General features: G+C 52.3%; 23 protein-coding genes. 15 read left to right on the forward strand and 8 right to left on the reverse strand.

Annotated elements, in window-relative coordinates; translation table 11 throughout:
• The first annotated feature begins 75 nt into the window (after positions 1-75).
• Complete coding sequence (locus PUV54_RS00940) at positions 76-414, forward strand: P-II family nitrogen regulator (protein WP_274493637.1); 339 nt, start codon at positions 76-78, stop codon at positions 412-414.
• Positions 414-1,100 carry a hypothetical protein gene (locus PUV54_RS00945; protein WP_274493638.1) on the forward strand — a complete coding sequence of 229 codons (687 nt, stop codon included), beginning with the start codon at positions 414-416 and terminating at the stop codon, positions 1,098-1,100. The genes PUV54_RS00940 and PUV54_RS00945 overlap by 1 nt, the downstream gene beginning before the upstream one ends.
• Position 1,101: 1 nt before the next feature.
• Here PUV54_RS00945 and PUV54_RS00950 read toward each other — a convergent pair whose 3' ends face one another.
• Entirely contained in the window at positions 1,102-1,788 is a 687-nt protein-coding gene (locus PUV54_RS00950) for an SOS response-associated peptidase (protein WP_274493639.1), read from the reverse strand.
• A 20-nt stretch (positions 1,789-1,808) separates the two neighbouring features.
• On the opposite strand from PUV54_RS00950, the gene PUV54_RS00955 reads away from it, so the two are divergent.
• Positions 1,809-2,243, forward strand: a complete 435-nt coding sequence (locus tag PUV54_RS00955) for an NUDIX hydrolase (RefSeq protein WP_274493640.1) — start codon at positions 1,809-1,811, stop codon at positions 2,241-2,243.
• A 32-nt stretch (positions 2,244-2,275) separates the two neighbouring features.
• Positions 2,276-2,725 (forward strand): TIGR02301 family protein, encoded by a 450-nt coding sequence (locus tag PUV54_RS00960; protein ID WP_274493641.1) that lies wholly within the window; start codon positions 2,276-2,278, stop codon positions 2,723-2,725.
• A 1-nt stretch (position 2,726) separates the two neighbouring features.
• On the opposite strand, the gene PUV54_RS00965 is transcribed toward PUV54_RS00960, so the two are convergent.
• Positions 2,727-4,550, reverse strand: a complete 1,824-nt coding sequence (locus PUV54_RS00965; protein ID WP_274493642.1) for a hypothetical protein — start codon at positions 4,548-4,550, stop codon at positions 2,727-2,729.
• A gap of 37 nt (positions 4,551-4,587) precedes the next feature.
• On the reverse strand, positions 4,588-5,667 hold the full coding sequence (gene pyrC, locus PUV54_RS00970) for a dihydroorotase (RefSeq protein ID WP_274493643.1): 1,080 nt from the start codon (positions 5,665-5,667) through the stop codon (positions 4,588-4,590).
• Between the two features lie 88 nt (positions 5,668-5,755).
• On the opposite strand from pyrC, the gene ygfZ reads away from it, so the two are divergent.
• The 11 genes from ygfZ (at position 5,756) to ptsN (ending at position 14,517) form a co-directional block, all read left to right on the forward strand.
• The gene (gene ygfZ, locus PUV54_RS00975) at positions 5,756-6,571 is read left to right on the forward strand and encodes a CAF17-like 4Fe-4S cluster assembly/insertion protein YgfZ (RefSeq protein WP_274493644.1); all 816 of its coding nucleotides are present in this window, start codon (positions 5,756-5,758) and stop codon (positions 6,569-6,571) included.
• Between the two features lie 33 nt (positions 6,572-6,604).
• Positions 6,605-7,015 (forward strand): MAPEG family protein, encoded by a 411-nt coding sequence (locus tag PUV54_RS00980; RefSeq protein ID WP_274493645.1) that lies wholly within the window; start codon positions 6,605-6,607, stop codon positions 7,013-7,015.
• The gene (locus PUV54_RS00985; RefSeq protein WP_274493646.1) at positions 7,016-7,609 is read left to right on the forward strand and encodes a DNA-3-methyladenine glycosylase I; all 594 of its coding nucleotides are present in this window, start codon (positions 7,016-7,018) and stop codon (positions 7,607-7,609) included. It abuts the gene before it with no gap.
• A 70-nt stretch (positions 7,610-7,679) separates the two neighbouring features.
• A complete protein-coding gene (locus PUV54_RS00990; RefSeq protein WP_274493647.1) occupies positions 7,680-8,837 on the forward strand; it encodes a beta-ketoacyl-ACP synthase III in 1,158 nt (385 codons plus the stop codon).
• 68 nt (positions 8,838-8,905) lie between these two features.
• On the forward strand, positions 8,906-9,520 hold the full coding sequence (locus PUV54_RS00995) for a ribonuclease D (protein ID WP_274493648.1): 615 nt from the start codon (positions 8,906-8,908) through the stop codon (positions 9,518-9,520).
• A 201-nt stretch (positions 9,521-9,721) separates the two neighbouring features.
• Entirely contained in the window at positions 9,722-10,423 is a 702-nt protein-coding gene (lptC, locus tag PUV54_RS01000) for an LPS export ABC transporter periplasmic protein LptC (protein ID WP_274493649.1), read from the forward strand.
• Positions 10,424-10,432: 9 nt separating this feature from the next.
• The gene (locus PUV54_RS01005; RefSeq protein ID WP_274493650.1) at positions 10,433-10,915 is read left to right on the forward strand and encodes an LptA/OstA family protein; all 483 of its coding nucleotides are present in this window, start codon (positions 10,433-10,435) and stop codon (positions 10,913-10,915) included.
• Between the two features lie 49 nt (positions 10,916-10,964).
• Entirely contained in the window at positions 10,965-11,786 is an 822-nt protein-coding gene (gene lptB, locus PUV54_RS01010; RefSeq protein ID WP_274493651.1) for an LPS export ABC transporter ATP-binding protein, read from the forward strand.
• Positions 11,787-11,810: 24 nt separating this feature from the next.
• Positions 11,811-13,277, forward strand: coding sequence for an RNA polymerase factor sigma-54 (gene rpoN / locus PUV54_RS01015; protein WP_274493652.1), 1,467 nt, complete (start codon positions 11,811-11,813; stop codon positions 13,275-13,277).
• Positions 13,278-13,354: 77 nt separating this feature from the next.
• A complete protein-coding gene (hpf, locus tag PUV54_RS01020; protein ID WP_274493653.1) occupies positions 13,355-13,936 on the forward strand; it encodes a ribosome hibernation-promoting factor, HPF/YfiA family in 582 nt (193 codons plus the stop codon).
• A 116-nt stretch (positions 13,937-14,052) separates the two neighbouring features.
• Positions 14,053-14,517 carry a PTS IIA-like nitrogen regulatory protein PtsN gene (gene ptsN / locus PUV54_RS01025; protein ID WP_420797928.1) on the forward strand — a complete coding sequence of 155 codons (465 nt, stop codon included), beginning with the start codon at positions 14,053-14,055 and terminating at the stop codon, positions 14,515-14,517.
• 33 nt (positions 14,518-14,550) lie between these two features.
• Here the strand turns inward: ptsN and PUV54_RS01030 are convergent, their stop codons facing one another.
• The 5 genes from PUV54_RS01030 to PUV54_RS01050 form a co-directional block, all read right to left on the reverse strand.
• Entirely contained in the window at positions 14,551-14,847 is a 297-nt protein-coding gene (locus PUV54_RS01030; RefSeq protein WP_274493655.1) for a DUF1150 family protein, read from the reverse strand.
• A gap of 276 nt (positions 14,848-15,123) precedes the next feature.
• On the reverse strand, positions 15,124-16,125 hold the full coding sequence (locus tag PUV54_RS01035; protein WP_274493656.1) for a threonine ammonia-lyase: 1,002 nt from the start codon (positions 16,123-16,125) through the stop codon (positions 15,124-15,126).
• Positions 16,126-16,223: 98 nt separating this feature from the next.
• Positions 16,224-17,039 carry an undecaprenyl-diphosphate phosphatase gene (locus tag PUV54_RS01040; protein WP_274493657.1) on the reverse strand — a complete coding sequence of 272 codons (816 nt, stop codon included), beginning with the start codon at positions 17,037-17,039 and terminating at the stop codon, positions 16,224-16,226.
• 94 nt (positions 17,040-17,133) lie between these two features.
• Positions 17,134-17,556: a response regulator gene (locus tag PUV54_RS01045; protein ID WP_274493658.1), complete on the reverse strand. Its 423-nt coding sequence runs from the start codon at positions 17,554-17,556 to the stop codon at positions 17,134-17,136.
• Positions 17,557-17,642: 86 nt separating this feature from the next.
• Positions 17,643-18,299, reverse strand: a complete 657-nt coding sequence (locus PUV54_RS01050) for a histidine phosphotransferase family protein (RefSeq protein ID WP_274493659.1) — start codon at positions 18,297-18,299, stop codon at positions 17,643-17,645.
• Positions 18,300-18,330 lie beyond the last annotated feature (31 nt).

The following is an 18,330-nucleotide window of genomic DNA, read 5'->3' on the forward strand; positions in this document are numbered from 1 at the left end:
CCCTGTCCGCAGGCACGCCCAAATTTCTCATTCTAGATAACAGAATACGCGGATATTCGAAACGGACCCGCTCACATGAAGAAAATCGAAGCGATCATCAAACCCTTCAAACTCGACGACGTCAAAGAGGCGCTGCAAGAAGTCGGCCTGCAAGGCATGACCGTGACCGAAGCGCGTGGCTTCGGCCGTCAAAAAGGGCATACGGAGCTTTATCGCGGCGCAGAGTATGTTGTCGATTTCCTACCCAAACTGAAAATTGAACTGGTTGTTGACGATAACCTCGTCGAACGAGCTGTTGAAACTATCAAGGGCGCCGCTCATTCTGGGCGCATTGGCGACGGAAAAATTTTTGTATCCCCTATTGAAGATGCAGTCCGTATTCGCACTGGCGAACGCGGACGCGACGCTATTTGATGGTTAAGACAGCAAACACGATTCCGGCGCCTGCCGAAGACCGGATATTCGCAAGCGTTGCCGCCGCACTTGGACGCGCGCAACGCTACGATGAGCCTTACCGCCACTGGCATATTGAGAAACTGTTGCCCCACGATGTGATGCAAGACCTTGCTTCGCTCGAGTTTCCAATCGCCAGCGTTGGTGATCTTTCTGGCAAACGCGAATTTCACAATGACACCAGGCACTATATCGACAAGCAGAATATCGCCAACTTCGATTGCACCGCCGCCCTCGCCCGTGCGTTCCATGCGCCGCGCATGGTTCAAGTGATGGAAGGGTTTTTCAAAACCGAAATCGAGGGAACATTCCTCCGCATCGAATATGCGCAGGACACGACCGGATTCTGGCTGGAACCCCATACGGACCTTGGCGTGAAGCGTCTGACTATGCTGATCTATTTGCCAAATGGCGCCGATCAAGACGATTTAGGAACGGATATTTATAATCCCGACAAAACGCACGCCAAACGAGCGCCATTCACGCCAAACAGCGCGATGGCATTCGTGCCCGGCAATAATACGTATCACGGTTTTGAAGAACGCAAGATAAACGGCATCCGAAAATCATTGATCCTCAATTACGTCACGACCGACTGGCGCGACCGGGAACAGCTTTGTTTTCCCGAATCAACAGTAACTCGCTAGTTCAGGCCGCGAGTGGTTCAATCAGCTCCGGTCCGTCGTTTACTGGCGCATTCACTGCTTTCGAAACGGCGTGGATCGACCAACTATTCGGCGCGGCGGACTTTAACAGCGGCGTTATTGACTTTATGTCGCGTTCATCAGCTTCAAGCCATAAGTCATAATTTTCTGGCGCGATGACAACCGGTTCGCGAGCATGAATGGATTTCAGATCAGTCCCAGCCGACGTCGTCAGAATCGCCACCGTATCAATCTCCCCGCCATCAGGGTCCATAGCGGTTTCCCAAAGGCCGGCGAACGCAATCACATCGCCACCGCCGCTGCTGATCGCGTGGGGTTGCTTCGCGCCTTTGACGTCAGCTTTCCATTCATAAAAACCATCGGCGGGAATAAGGCACCTTCTGCGCCGATATGCGTTTTTGAAACTTGCTTTTTCGCCGGCTGTTTCGCTGCGCGCATTTATCATGGGTCGTTGAGTTAGTTTTTGTAAAAACTCATCCTTCGCCCAGGACGGGATGAAACCCCAGCGCATGAGCGCATATTCTGCTGTTCTGCGCTCGCTTTGGCGGACCGTAGCTATAGGCTGGGTTGGGCTGATGTTATAGCGTGGCGGAAAATTATCCCGAACATCGACACCGAAATGAGCGCCGACTTTAGCCGGCGGCGATTTGAGGTAATAACGTCCACACATGAGAAAATTATAGGCGATTCATGAGCGGTCAGGAGAACATTTTCATCGGCGTCGGCGCGGTCGTCTTCAAGGGCGATGACATCCTGGTTATCAAACGAGGCAAACCGCCATTTCAAGGACAATGGTCGATTCCCGGCGGTGGCCTCGAAAATGGCGAACGCCTCGTAGACGCCGTTATTCGGGAGGTCCGTGAGGAAACGGGACTTGAAATCGAACTTCTCGGCCTGCTCAACGTGTTCGAGGCTATCCCGGCTGAAACGGGCTTTCCGGCCCATACGATCCTGATCGATTATGTAGCTGAGTGGATTTCCGGCGAGCCGGCCGCCGCCGATGACGCGATGGAAGCAGAATTCGTCAGTATGGATGAGGCGGTTTCCCGTCTTTCCTGGGATGTTACTCGCCAGGCAGTGGCCCAGGCTGTTCAGAAAAGAAAAGATTTTGGCGGACCGTCATAATCCGGCTATATTTTTGCAGGATCAACACACCAATGAAATTTCGTACTCTTATCGCTGCGCTTTGTATCTCATCCATGGCATCCACAACCATGGCGCAAGACTATGAGCAATATGTGGAACGCCAACGGGATCTAACGGTGCTGGCCGCTGTCTTCGGCGAAATGCATCATATCAGGCGCATTTGCGAACCGCGTTACGAGGCGGATGTCTGGCGCGAGCGAATGAAACAGCTGATTTCACTGGAAGAGCCTGAGGAGCAAGTGCGTAATCAACTCGTGGCGCAATTCAATGACGGTTACCGTCAGGCGCAACGACGGTTTAGCGGATGTGATCGCCGGGCTCGTGATTACGCTGCAGCCCGCGCAGCGCAGGGCGAAGGAATTGTCCGGCGTCTTACGACTTCTCTGGAACAGGAGCAGTCATTTGACCAAGGACCTCTCTTTATTCAGCCGCAAACGGAATCATTGACCGTCAATGAATAGCCTAGCGGCCTAACGCCTCGTAGGTTACCAACCGCTCACGCGATCCCTCTGCTTCGCGCATCGAATCAGCAATAACCCCATGCAAGCCCTCGTCCCAGGCGGCCCACTGCGCTACGAATTGATCCGCTCTGTCGCGATCGCCCCGATATTGCAGGTCGATGACTTCTGCGAGCAATGATGAAACCGCTTCGGGATATTGCTCATAGTCAATGACAAGTTTGCCGTCATCGAACACAAGAAGGCCTTGATCTAAGAACCAGTTCCACTGAATAAGCTGCATTGTTCCATAAGCCTGATCGCGACGCGGCCTGTTCTTTTGCAATACGCGCAGGATTCCGCTGGCGTACACAGCACGCAATTGTTCGTCCGTATAAAACCCAGCTTCACGAAGCCGCGGAGCCGCAAAAAGCGAAACAAGATCGGATTTCATTTCCTCAATCAGATCAGCCGTATCCTGTAACGCCGCATCGATATCTACACCATTTTTTGTCTGATCCGGTCCAAGATAGTGCCCAACCTCGTGCCAGAGCGTACGATAGAAGTTCCCTTCAAGCGCCAGATCGCTGTGATGTGCATCCACCATAGCGGCGTTATATGATTTTTGGGATTCAGCGAATATTTGTTCGTTCTGAAGGATGTTCGAACGTATTAAAATTGTCCGGCCGAATTGCCGGGATAAATGTCCTTCATTGGGCAGAATCGTCGCGGTGTTTGTGCCACGGGCCTGACCGAAATCGGCAATGACATTATAAACGCCAACAGGAATATTGCTCCGCACTTTTTTGTTGGCTGTATAGGGCAGCGCATCTTCAATCGCCTGAATATCGCCAATTGCGGCGGCGAGCTCGTCACTCTTTTCTTTGTCACGTTGCAGCAACGAAAGGCTGAAAAAACTTTTCACGCCATAAAGCGCATCATCATATGTTTCATAACTGCCGATCTGCGCATTGAGACTACCAGTGAACTCGCCCGTCACCCAGGTCGCATCGCCACCATCGTAATCATCCGCCAGTAAATCACGCGCACGCAACCTCAAGAAGCGCGCAAAAGCGATATCATCACCTTGAATATGATCAGCAGCCGCGATCAGCCGGTCATAGATAAAGAAAATATCGTCAGCATAAGCGACCGAATAAGGAAGCGCGAAATAACCTTCCGCATCTTGTACTTTTTCCCGCAAGCCGGGATGCAACACATTAAGAGCAGGACGTTCATGCAGTCTCGCCAGCGCTGCATTTTTGTTTTCAGCACTCGCTTCGCGCACCACTGCCCGCAAATGGAGGATATCATCTCGCATTTCAGGATTAGCAGTCAGAAATGCATCCATAGTCTCGCGCGTAGATCCATGCGGATAAACATTACGTGCCGAGGTTTCCGGCTCAACATTCATGAATGGCTCGCGATCATTTTCGAGTGTCGTTGCGATCGGCCCTTCCATGATCCAGAAAACATCTTTGAGATGCTGGGAGTCCTGCTTGCGACGGAGCACCGCTTCAACAGCCCTCCCTTGAGGGTGTTTCTGCTCAAGATAGAGAGAGTGCAGCCGTTCGCCTGCAGCAAGTAATTCTTCAACAGCCGCACGCTCACCTCCGGTCAATTGCGTTTCATCATACTCCAGGTGCAAACGCATGGTTTTTTCAAGAATAGGCGCAGCCTCTTCCTCACTCCATGCGCCATTGAAAAAGTCGTGAGCGGCAGACACGGCCGGCGCTTCAGACTCAATCGGCGCCGGATCAGCAGAGACGATTGTTTCGGATTCAACGTCTGCTTCCTGACTACAGCTTGTGGCAAAAACCACAACGCTAACCATCAACAACTTCTTCATAAACTATCCTCTGGCTTTTCGCCTAGTAGAAACAGACCTAGCAATCCTCAGCAGCCCCAGCAAAACTCCAGGAAAGCGTCGCACCGGCGTGAAACGGCACAATAATTTCGTAACCAGCTTCGACCTTTTCGGGAACGCGCGTTTCTTTTCGTGCCAGCACGATGCGTTCTTCGTTCAATGGCAATCCGTAAAAACGCGGTCCATGCTCAGATGCAAACTTCTCCAGCTTGTCGAGAGCACCCTCCTCCTCAAAAACCTTTGCATAACTTTCAATCGCGAATGGCGCGTTGAATACGCCTGCGCAGCCGCAAGAAGATTCCTTCGCGCTGACGGTGTGCGGCGCCGAGTCTGTGCCTAAGAAAAATTTTGCGGACCCTGACGTTGCGGCGCGGCGCAGGGCTAGCCGGTGTTTCTCCCTCTTCGCCACAGGCAAGCAGTAATAATGCGGGCGAATACCGCCCTGAAAGATTGCGTTGCGATTAAACTCTAGGTGATGTGGCGTGATCGTCGCCGCGACTTTAGCGCTGCTCTCGTTCACGAAGTCGACAGCATCAGCCGTGGTTATGTGTTCAAAGACGGTTTTGAGCTCGGGAAAATCATTGGCGGTGGGCGTCAGTATCCGATCAATGAAAACAGCCTCCCTGTCAAAAATATCGATTTCTGCGTCGGTCACCTCACCATGGACGAGCAACGGCATGCCGATGCGCTGCATGGCTTCAAGAACCTTGTATATGTTTTTGATATTGGTGACGCCATGGCTAGAATTTGTTGTCGCATTGGCGGGATAGAGTTTGCAGGCGGTGAAAGCGCCACTCACGAAACCTCGTTCAATTTCTGCCGGATCTGCGTTGTCCGTCAGATAATAGGTCATCAAGGGTGTGAAGGATCGAGGCGCCGAGATGGCTGACAATATTCTCTCGCGATAGCTCAGAGCAGCATCCACTGTTGTTACAGGGTGCGCAAGGTTCGGCATCACTATAGCGCGGGCGAACTGCCGCGCCGTGTGATTCGCTACCGCTTTCAGCATCGCGCCATCGCGCAGATGCACGTGCCAGTCATCCGGCCGGCGAATGACCAGCCGATCTGTCGTATCGCGATTTTTCGAACTTTCTGTCATAAGCGCTCTTCTACGCCGCCCCCAGAGGCGGCGTCCAGTCGCTTATGACGGCTTTTCATTCTGGGCCAAGACGCCTACATGCGGGCGCATGAGCAAGCCAAGTTTATTACCCGACCGCGCCGTCATTCGCATTACCGGTCAAGACCGCCATAAGTTTCTACAAGGCGTTATCACGCAGGACATGGGAAAACTCTCGCCAGAAACGCCGATCTTTTCAGCATTGCTGACACCGCAAGGAAAAATTCTCGCAGACTTTATCATCGTTGATACGAGAGAAGCCCTGTTCGTGGATTGCAATAAGGAAAATTCAACCGCTCTCATGAAACGGTTATCGCTTTACAAATTGCGGGCGAAAGTCAGCATTGACCTCGATGAAGAGCTTTGCGTGCTCGCGGACAAATCAAGGCCTACTATTGAAGGTGTAGCTTCTTACCCCGACCCCCGACACGAGAAGCTGGGCTGGCGCGTCGTCGCACCCTCTGGTGAACACGTCTCGAATGCAGATTATAATTCGACGCGCATTGAATTAGCCGTAGCCGAATTCGGTCAGGATTTTGGTGCAGACGAGATGTTCCTGCTCGACGTGAATTACGACGCGCTTAATGCTGTCAGCTACAAAAAAGGGTGCTTCATCGGTCAGGAAGTCTCCAGCCGCATGAAACGTAAAGGCGAGCCCCGCCGCCGGACGTTGATTGCAGAATTTGATGAGCCTGCCCCCCAGAAACGCGCCGAGATCGTTGCGGGCGGATCAAAATTGGGCGAGCTCATGAGCTGTTCTGGCAACCTTGCCCTCGCCTCAGTCCGCATCGATCGGTGGGAAAAGGCCATTTCCGAGAGAATGCCGTTAGAATGCGCTAACAAAAGCCTGCAATTACGCGTTCCCGAATATCTCGAACAGGGTTAGTGTCGGGTCAAATCACTCTGGGAGAGGAAATTCATGACGCCGACAGCTACAGCATTATTACTCTATGTCGCCTGGTTTTTGTTGCTTTTGATGACGCTCGGCTTCGTTCGTACATCGCTCGTATTGGGTGGGAAGCGCGCATCGAACTCATTCTCACCCTCAGGCGAAGATATGGACGCCTTCGGCAAACGACTCACGCGCGCGCATGCGAACTGCTATGAAAATCTGCCGGCAGCCGGTGCAATCCTCCTTTACGCTATCGCTACTAACCAAACCGGTTTAACGGATAGCCTTGCTTATATTTTCCTCGGTGCGCGAATAGCCCAATCCGTTGCACATCTTATTTCGACCAGCCGGCTGTTTGTTTTCATCCGGTTTTTCTTCTTCATCGTTCAGGTCGTGATCCTGCTGATATGGCTTTTAAAGCTATTGCATTGGATCTAAATGCCTACCAAGCAAAGTGTATCCTGCCTTTGGGCGCCGCTGGATGACCCTGTTTACCGTCAGTATCATGACGAAGAATGGGGTGTCCCTGAGTATGATGATCGAGCGCTGTTCGAAAAACTAATCCTTGACGGATTTCAGGCCGGCCTTTCATGGCGCACGATCCTCTACAAGCGCGATAATTTTCGAAAAGCCTTTAACGACTTTAATCCGGAGAAGATTGCTCGCTATAGCTCGAAAAAAATCGAACGGCTGATGAATGATGCGGGCATTATACGCTCGAAAACAAAGATTGATGCAACAATTGGCAACGCCAAAATCTATCTTGATATTATGGAATGCGAGCCGAACGGCTTTTCCGGATTCCTGTGGGATTTTGTCGATGGATCGCCGATTGTGAACAAGGTGAAGAATTACCGTGATCACATGGTGAAATCGCCTGAGAGCGAAGCTATGGCGAAAGAACTCAAACGGCGTGGATTCAAGTTTTGCGGCCCTGTGATTGTCTACGCATTCATGCAGGCCGTGGGCATGGTCAATGATCACGAAACGCTCTGCCCGCGCTGGAAGGCGGTTCAAAAACTCGCCAGATAATCCGCAGGCCCCTGTTGCGCCGCCCTCAAGAACGTCGCAAATTGCCCTCATCGCATTGAAAGCAGCTCGAATGACGCACCCAGAAGCAGACGTCAGAATCATCTCTACCGGCCTTTTTACGCCGCCGAACTCGATCTCTAACGAAGAGCTAGTCGCAGCGTTTAACGCCTATGTGGACAAGTTCAACACCAATAACGCTCCCGAAATTTCGTCGGGTGAAATTGAGCCATTACAAAAATCATCGGCTGAGTTCATAGAAAAGGCGTCAGGGATTAAGGCCCGCTACGTGATGAATAAGGATGGTATCCTCGACATCAATCGCATGGCGCCTTCGATCCCGCCGCGCCTAAACACTGAGCTTTCCGTACTTGCTGAAATGGCAGTGAACGCAGCCCGTGAAGCAATGCGCACTGCGGATTTGCAGCCTAAGGATATCGATGGCGTCATTTGCGCCGCCTCGAACCTACAGCGCGCCTACCCGGCTATTGCCGTCGAAATTCAAGATGCGCTCGCCATAGAAGGTTTTGCATTCGATATGAATGTCGCCTGCGCTTCCGCAACATTTGGCATTGAAACGGGTCTCGGCCTGATCCGAGCGGGATCAAACCGCATTTTGATGGTCAATCCGGAAATCTGCTCTGCTCACTTGAACTATCGTGACAGAGACAGCCATTTCATCTTCGGTGATGTTTGCACGGCAGTCATCCTTGAGCGAAATGAGGGTACGCCATCTGGAGAGTCCTGGGACATCCTAGGAACTCGTTTAAAAACGAAGTTTTCCAATAACATCCGCAACAATTTTGGTTTTTTGAATCACTGCGAACGCGAAACAGGCGTGGAAGCTGATCCACAAAGAGACCCATTCACTGACAAACTGTTCATTCAGGAAGGGCGTAAAGTCTTCAAGGAAGTTGTGCCTATGGTCAGCGAGTTGATCGCCAGCCATTTAAGTGACCTCCAAATCGCTCCGAATGGCGTGAAACGCTTCTGGCTGCACCAGGCGAACCTGTCGATGAATGAATTCATAGCCCGGAAAGTACTCGGCCGTGACGCCTCAATCGAAGAAGCGCCTGTAGTGCTTGATGAATACGCGAACACCTCCTCTGCTGGCTCGATTATCGCTTTTCACAAGCATCGCTCTGATATGGCGGCCGGCGATATGGGCGTCATTTGCGGCTTTGGTGCCGGCTATTCGGCTGGCTCGGTAATCGTGCGAAAGGCGGCTTAAACGCGCCTTCACTATTATCAGTAGAATGGTATGGCTTGGGCAAATGCCTAACCCGTAGGAATGAAGAGATGGCTAATCACTTATATCAGGGCGACTTGCCGCAAGGGCTTGATCTCGGGCCGGTCGTCGCTGTCGACAGCGAGACCATGGGCCTGAACACCCAGCGTGATCAGCTTTGTGTGGTGCAGCTTTCTTCCGGCGACGGTGACGCGCATCTCGTCCAAATCAACCGTCAGACGTATGACGCGCCGCGTCTGAAAGACTTACTTGCTGACCCAACAGTGCTGAAAATTTTCCACTTCGCCCGTTTCGATATCGCCGCCTTTCAACACTGGCTTGGGGTTGAAACGAAACCCGTCTACTGCACGAAAATCGCATCAAAATTGACGCGCACCTACACCGATAGACACGGACTGAAAGACCTGACACGCGAGTTGATGGGCATCGAACTCTCAAAACAACAACAATCTTCGGATTGGGGAGCAAATGAACTTTCAGCGGCTCAAGTCGAGTACGCGGCTGCGGACGTCCTTTACCTGCACACGCTTAAAGCGAAACTCGACGAAATGCTCGCCAGAGAAGATCGCACCGCCATAGCTGAGGCGTGCTTTGATTTTCTGCCTGTCCGGGCTGCTCTGGATTTGGCTGGATGGCCGGAAATTGACATTTTCGCCCATTCCTGAGAGGCGAAACCCAGTAAATAGATGATTTTCGGCCTTGTTTCCAAATGCCGTGCGCGCACATAAGATAGTGGCTGAGGGCAGATTGATAGGCCTAAATACTAGACCTGTCGGAAAGTTGAGGATAGCTGGCCGGCCATGAACTCCGCCATCAAAGATAGTCCGCCAGAGGCAGAACGCGAGCGCCGAGCCCGAGGGCGACGCGTGCTCGATAGCCTTCCCATGACAGCCCGCACGACCGGTAACGAAGCGGCCGCCCGTTCGCGTCTGGTGCGACGTCTACGCATTGCCCTGCCCGCATTAGCTTTGGTGCTGGTCGCAGCGTTTATTTTTAATACCCGCTCCGATGAGGGCGATGATGCATTCCTGAAAGATTTTGAAGACATCACCGCCAGCGCAGAAGAGCTGCGAATGGCCAGCCCGCGATTTTCCGGCATCGACAATAACGGTCGTCCATTTGAAATTACAGCGGCAGCCGCGATCCAGAATCCGCAGTCTAAAGACATCGTCCAACTGGAGCGGCCTAAAGCGGTTCAAGGCGAAGCGGACGAGCTGAATACAGTGACTGCGAATGCAGGCGTTTATCGCTCGGACCGGAAAATTCTAGAGCTTACTGACCAGGTAACTCTGGAACACGAGGTCGGCGCTGATACATATATCTTCAATTCGCCATCCGCTACGGTTTTTATTGACGACGAAACCGTCACGAGTGATGCAGGAGTGGGCGGTATCGGCCCAAAAGGGGAAACGCTGCAAGCCGACAAAATGAAAGCCTATAATTCCGAAGGGCGCGTTGTTCTTGAAGGCAATGTACACATGCGTATTTTCCCGAAATCGAATACCGGGAGCGAGCGCCAATCACCACCGGAATTGAAAGACCCCGCCCCTTCCACGCCACAACAGTAAAAGATGATCATGAACTCAAAACTTTTATTGCTATCGAGCCTCAGTTTCTTAGCTCTCGGGCAAGTAGCCAAAGCTCAACTTGTATCGGACAGCGACGAACCCATAGACATCACTGGCGATACGGCTGAGTTTCAGGACAATGTCGCCATCTGGACCGGAAATGTTCGCGTTGTCCAAGGTGAAGCAATTCTCACCACAAACCGATTGGAAGCGATCCTTACCGAAGATGGGGCGTTTGAAAACATTGTCGCGATTGGCGCCGTTCGTTATTCAAATGGTAAAGAAAATATTACCGGCGAACACGCAGTTTTCGATGAGGCGGCCCAGACCATCACGATGACCGAAGATGTGATTGTTACACAAGGCAAGCAGGTCATGTCTGCGGGCAAAGTCACCTATTGGGTTGAAACTGGCAAAGTTCTTTTCATGCCCGAGCCAGGAAAACGGATTCGCGGCCTTTTCTTTACAAAGTCTGACAAAGAGCCCGCATAATAGTTAATATGAGCTCGCCTTCACCGAACATTAAAGAGAGTTGCGCTTAATGGCTGAGAATATGGAACCGCAGACAAACACACCCTCAAAATCCGCCGCTTCAGGCGACCCTCGGCCAAAGAAGCTGAAGCCGAAGGTTGTTGAGGGTGGCGGTGCGTTATCGGCGGAAAACCTTGGCAAGTCGTTCAAACGCCGCCCTGTCGTTCGTGGCGTTTCTATGAGCGTTAAGCGCGGTGAAGTCGTAGGTTTGCTGGGCCCGAACGGCGCGGGCAAAACTACCTGCTTTTATATGATCACAGGGCTGATTGCCGCTGACCGCGGCCGTATCAGCATCGATGGTCATGACGTCACCAACCTGCCGATGTATCAGCGCGCGCGCTTGGGTGTCGGTTATTTGCCTCAGGAAGCGTCGATTTTTCGTGGGTTGAGTGTCGAACAAAACCTGAGAGCCGTCGTTGAGCTTATCGAAAGCAACAAAGACAAACAGCAAGCGATTATCGACGACTTGCTGAACGAATTTCATATCACCCATCTACGTGACGCACCGGCTATTGCGCTATCCGGCGGCGAAAGACGGCGCGTCGAAATCGCACGTGCGCTCGCGACTGCGCCGTCCTTCATGTTGCTGGACGAACCCTTTGCAGGGATCGATCCGCTGGCAATTGCTGAAATTCGCGAGCTTGTATCGCATCTGAAAGATCGCGGGCTTGGTGTTCTGATTACGGATCATAATGTCAGGGAGACGCTCGATATTATTGATCGGGCCTATATCATTCACGAAGGCGAGGTCCTGCTTGAGGGCGCGCCAGGAGACATCGTTGGAGACAAAGACGTACGTCGCGTCTATCTCGGCGATCGTTTCCAAATGTAACAATAGGAACGGTTGGGGGATCGTTTGGCGTTAGCTCCAAAACTCGAACTTCGGCAATCACAGCAGCTTGTGATGACGCCACAGTTGCAGCAAGCGATCAAATTGCTGCAACTGTCGAATCTTGAGCTAGCCGAGTATGTTGACGATCAACTCGAACAAAACCCTTTCCTGGAGCGCGACGAGACACCCGTTGACGGCCCTGCGGAACGTAGAGGCCAGGAAAACGTTGCTGCGGACGCACCACAATCTCCGGAGGAACTGACCGGATCTCGAACGGACCTGCAGGCAGAGACAGGCGGCGAAACCTACGGGGAATATCGTCCGAATGAATGGGCGACGGTATCTTCCGGCCGGCGTCTTGACGGCGATGAACAAGAATTCGGCGCCACATTAAAAAAAGAGATTTCACTAGCGGACCACCTTACCGAACAGCTGCATTTAGCCACCAAAAATTCCACACAACTGTTCATTGGTGCTTACATCATCGACATGATCGATGAAGCTGGATACTTGCGCGAGGATCTCGCAGGCATCGCAGAACGACTGGGCGCTGACTTCGTTGAAGTTGAAGAAACTCATGCGCTTATCACCAGCTTTGACCCCTCAGGCGTCGGAGCCCGGGATTTGAAAGAATGCCTTAAATTACAATTGATCGACGCTGACAGGTTCGACCCAGCCATGGAAGCGTTCGTCGAAAATATAGAACTTGTGGCCAAGAGTGATCTCAAAGGCCTTTTAAAAGTCACGGGCGCGGATGAAGAGGACGTACGCGACATGATCGCTGAAGTCCGCGCGCTGACGCCGAAGCCGGGATACGCATATGGCGGCGGCACAGTGCAAACGATTGCTCCAGATGTGTTTGTCACGAGATCGCCTGATGGCGGATGGAAAGTTGAACTCAACAGCGAAACTCTCCCGCGTATTTTGGTCAATCAACGCTACTATGCAGAGATTGCATCGGTCGGAAAGGAAGACGAAAAAGACAAGACGTATATTTCTGAGCAATTCGCCAGCGCTAACTGGCTCGCAAAAAGCCTGCACCAGCGTGCGCAAACGATCTTAAAAGTCGCCAGCGAAATTGTTCGGCAGCAAGACGCTTTTCTAGCTTACGGCGTCAAACATCTTCGCCCTCTTAACCTCAAGGTCGTAGCCGACGCCATCGAAATGCACGAATCCACTGTTTCGAGAGTAACCTCGAATAAATATATCGCGACGCCAAGAGGGCTTTTTGAGCTGAAATACTTTTTCACCGCCTCTATCGCTTCTTCAAGCGGAGGAGAGGCTCATTCGGCTGAGTCGGTACGCCACCGGATCCGCGAATTGGTCGCCGCAGAGACCAAGGACACGGTCCTTTCGGACGATAAAATTGTGGAAATTTTACGAAGCGAGGGCGTGGACATCGCCCGTAGGACGGTCGCCAAGTACCGGGAAACATTGAATATACCCTCTTCTGTCCAGCGACGTAGGGCGATGTTGCAAACCTCGATCTAACCCTTTAATCCGCGCAGACTTACGCCAATATCGGTTATAATGAGCGCGTGTGAACACCGCCATTCTCAGGAGGCCCGATGGACATTCAAGTTAGCGGCAAAAACATGGACTTGGGCGACGCCCTGCAGACCCATGTGACAGATAAACTTTCGGACAGCGTCCATAAATATTTTGATCGTGGAGCTGAAGCGACTGTCACCTTCTCCAAAGAACGCCACATCATCGAATGCGATGTAACCGCCCACCTTGCGTCCGGCGTCTTTTTGGCCGCCCACGGCGAAGGCGGCGACGCGTATGGTGCATTTGAGGAATGTGTTGAAAAGCTGGAAAAACGGGTCAGGCGCTACAAACGTCGCCTAAAAAACCACCACGCGAATGGTAAAGAGCCATTACGTGCGGAAAATGCATCATATTACCTCCTGCAACCGTTTGGAGAGGAAGAAGACGACAGCTCTACAGACGGATCCGATTTGAATCCTGTTGTCGTAGCCGAATCTCAGACAACTCTAAGGGAAATGACTGTCGGCGCTGCGGTGATGCAGCTCGATCTCGCCGAACAACCTGCGATTGTATTCAAGAACGCCGCTCACGGCCGAATCAACATTGTCTACCGGCGCCGGGACGGCCATATAGGTTGGGTTGATCCGACGGCTTCATAGGTCTAAAGCGGCCCGATTAAGTCCATCAGCGGCATTGTTTGGACAAGATTAACGTAAATCTTAAAGCCGCTGAATTACGATAACGAACCGTTGTTTATGTGAGTTGTGTGAGTGTGATGGGACTTGATGATCTTCTAAGCCCGCAAGGCGTGATCCATAATCTCAGAGCCAGATGTAAACGTGAAGCGCTACAAGCGCTCGCTGAGGCGGCTAGCCGGCTGGTGAACCGTCCCGCAACGGAGATTATGGAAACTCTGTTAGAACGCGAACAGCTCGGTTCGACCGGTGTTGGCGATGGCGTCGCCTTGCCACATGGCAAGATAGAAGGTCTGAATAAAATTGTCGGGGTGATGGCGCAACTTGAAACGCCCGTCAGTTTTGACGCAGTCGATGATCAACCTGTAGACCTTATTTTTGTGCTGCTCGCGCCGGCGAACGCAACCGCCGCTCACCTTAAAGCTCTGGCAAAAGTCTCACGGCTGCTGCGTGATAGCGACGCCAGAAATGCTCTTCGCGGAGCCGATACAGCTGAAGCATTATTTGCGATCGCCACTTCTGATCAAAAGCATTTTGCTGCTTAAACTTAAGGCGCGGCTAAGGAGGGGAACCAGATCCTAATGGACGCTGACCGGCGTCATTTCATACTGACGCGCGGCGGCGAATGCGAGTTCCCGGTCACCTACAAGGGCTAACCGTTCTCCAGTTGATGAGTGCACGGAATACAAGGTGTCGGACTCGTCGATCTCCATAGCAACATCGCCATCTTCATCGACAAGGTCTTCAAGCACATCGCGAGCAACCACTGTGCGAACATAAACAAGCTTACGCCCGCCCAGCTCGGCAAAATCGCGCGCCGATAACGGCGCTTGTCCGTTTTCTGTAGCAATCGCGCCATTTTTCATCAGTGTCATAACTTCAATTACCTTTGCCGCATGATCCGCCGACCTTATCCTTGATCTTGCCTGAAAACTGGCTAGTAAAACGTGAACGTCAGCGAACAATTTAGACATTCATTTAAGAGACAGCCTGGGCGGTTTTAGGTCCGTTTCACGACAATTCCGCCATGATCTGCTCTTAATATCCATTTATGGATATAATATAACATTTCAACGCTTAACTTTTCCACACCGCTAAGCAATTGAATCTTCATAACAGCTAAGGCATTGTTCTTATTGTGTAATATTTCTTTACGCGCGATTCCGCAGCACGGAAGCGAAAAGCGAAGGATCCACATTCCCACCGGAAAGCGTGACCGCAGTCGCCTTTCCCTTACTATCAAATTTTTGTGAGAGGATCGCCGCCAAGGCCACAGCTCCACCCGGCTCCACAACCAGCTTCAGGTGCTCATAAGCAAACATCATGGCGTCCCTAACTTCGTGTTCAGTAATTGTGACGCCTCCACGCACAAGACGTTGCAGAATTGGAAAAGTTAACCAGCCCGGACTGGGGGTCGCGATTGCATCGCAAATTGTGGGCTTCGTCACGTCTGCTTGCAAGCGCTCGCCAGCCTGAATAGAAGCCCAGGCTTCGTCGTAGCCTTCAGGTTCCGCTATCCAGACCGCAGTCTCGGGAGATACTTCCTCCAGAATTGTTGCGCACCCCGACGTCAGTCCACCGCCCCCGCAACAGGCGATAAACGCATCCAATGTAACGCCCAGTTCGGCTGCATCTTCATACGTTTCGAGCGCCAACGTACCCTGCCCCTCTACTATATGTGGGTGATCATATGACGGCGCCAGCGCCATGTTCCGCTCACGCACTATTGTCATAGCGATCGCTTCGCGGTCTTCCTTGTAGCGATCATAGGAGACGATATCAGCGCCCAGGGCTCGGACATTGCGCGCTTTTATTTCTGGAGCGTCATCAGGCATGACTATTGTAGCCTTTGCTCCAACCAGACGTGAAGCTAATGCAACACCTTGGGCGTGATTGCCGGAAGACCAGGCGAGAACGCCGTTTTTTCGTTGTTCATCAGTAAGCTGTGAAATAAGGTTGTAAGCGCCGCGAAACTTGAACGAGCCGTATCTTTGCAGCACTTCGGCTTTTAAAAAGACACGCCCTCCCGCACGTTCATTCAGGATTTCATTCTCAATAAGAGGCGTCCGAACAGCTTTTCCCTTGAGTCTTATGGCAGCAGCACGAACACCTTCTGCTGACACGGTAATTTCTTCGGATTTTATTGATGACATGACTTGTAAATCTCAATCTATCTTTTGCTGACTTTGAACCAGAAGGAGTGCAGGCCAAAGCGCTTTTGCAGATTTGTTAAGGCAGGAAAGCGCGAATATCAATTAGCAGTAAGCGCACCGGCAAAGGTGAGCAACACGATACCGAAAACGATCCTGTAGATGACAAACGGGGTAAAGCTCATGGTCTGCACAAGCCGCATCAACACAGCAATGGCGGCGTAAGCGCATATAAACGACAACACGGCGACGATGAGCGCACTGGACAGTGTCGCATTCGCACCTTCACGGAGGATTTCAATGCAGGCAAAAGCACCCAGCGCCAAGATGGTCGGTATTGCCAGCAACATCGAGAACCGCGCCGCTTCGGGCCGTGACCAGCCCAGGTACCGCGCCATGGTCATGGTTACGCCGGACCGGGATACGCCCGGCACCAGTGCACACATCTGAGCTAGGCCGATTGTCATTGCCTCACGCCAGGTCATGCGATCAAGGCCCGCCTTTTCACCCTTAGACCGATCAGCGTGCCACAAAAGCGCTCCGAAAATAATGCTGACCCAGCCGATCACAACCGGCGATCGCAACACGCTCGTCAAGTCAAACAGGACAAAAACCGCAGCCAGCGAAAGCGTGGGAATTGTCGCCGCAGCAATAAACAAAAACAGCTTGCGGTCATCACTGCGCCTGAAACGCAGCGTATCTATTCCACCCCGAAAAAGCATTGCCGTTTCGGCACGAAAATATAACAGCACTGCGCCCAACGAACCTACATGAGCGGCAATATCGATGAGCGGACCCTGATCCTGCCAATCCCTCACCGTCAGCGGCGCCAGTATCAAATGCGCGGACGACGAAATAGGCAGAAATTCTGTAATCCCCTGAATGACCGCCAGAACGACAAGCTGAATAAGAGTCATACGATGCTCATAAACGCGTTCGCCGCCCAGCCGCCATAGCGATATTAATGAATAAGTTTGGCCTTATTCAGGCGGAAACCGACGCTAATAAAAACTAACGCTTATCGCTATTCGCAACCTTCTGGGCTGTTGGCGCCTGGCTATCGATCACACCGATTTCAGCAAATTTTGCCGCAACCAAATCCTTGTCGAAAGGTTTTAGAATATGGTGGCGGGCTCCGGCCGCCTTGGCGAGCGTAAACTGTTGCGGATCGTTTTCCGTCGCGCAGAGGATAATCTCAGGGCGCTGCTTTTCTTCAAGCTCTGAAACGCCGCGTAGGAAATCGAGTGCAGCCATGGAAGGCAAGTCCCAATCGAGCATAACGATGTCCGTTTGATGCTCCCGGCAATGATCGACGCCAGCTTCAGCGCTATCGACTCCATCGGCCTCTACGCCGAGGTCATCAACCATGCGAATGGCTATCTCACGGATGAGTTCAGAATCCTCGACAACAAGGCAGTGCTTGGGGGCAGTCATCGCAGACGTCCTTCTATGGCTCAATTGATCGCAATTGTGCCTTAAAGGGCGTTATTTCAGAGTTAACGTATCGCCACTGAAGGCGATCAATCGCCAAATGACGCCTTGAATACGACCGCTTCGTCCGAGCGTTTGACCCTTAATACGCCGCCAGCCGATTTGACGAGTTGCGAGGCGATCAACGCCGGCGTCATTTTCGGCGTGAGGTCGCTAGCATCGCCGCCTAACGCGCGCACAAGCGTGTCGTTGAGAAGCAGCTTTTTACCGGTAGCCGTGATTGAGAAGTTCTGGATGTCGCCCTCGATAACAACCTCGCCGCCGCGCGGCACGCAATCAGCTGCAGCATAGGCGAGCACCATGAGCACTTTAACATTTTCCTTGGCGGCCAGCCCCGTGCCAATCTTCCACTCCAGATTAGCTTTAGTGATGGCGAACAGCTCTTTCAGCGCTTTTTGGGCGTCCTCGAGGCTGATCTGCGCGCCGAAGCCGCCAGCGGCGCCATAAGCCAGCCGAGCATAAGACAGGAGCGCCACAGCCTTTTGCGTGCCGGATTTTACCAGGTCCATGGCCGCCTCGCGCATCGCGCCTTCCATGGCCGGGTCTTCAAGCACTTCAAGGCCGGAACTCAAGGCGCCAACCGGGTTGATAAGGTCGTGGCAGACTCGCGAAGACAATAGCGCTGAAAGGGTCAACGCATCCGGGTCTTCGTTATCGGGCGGGGTAAGGTCTAACGCTTCAGACATGGGACAGGAACTCTTGGTTGCAAAGAGTTCC

The sequence above is a fragment of the Hyphococcus flavus genome (assembly GCF_028748065.1).
In the GTDB taxonomy this organism is placed as follows: Bacteria; Pseudomonadota; Alphaproteobacteria; order Caulobacterales; family Parvularculaceae; genus Hyphococcus; species Hyphococcus flavus.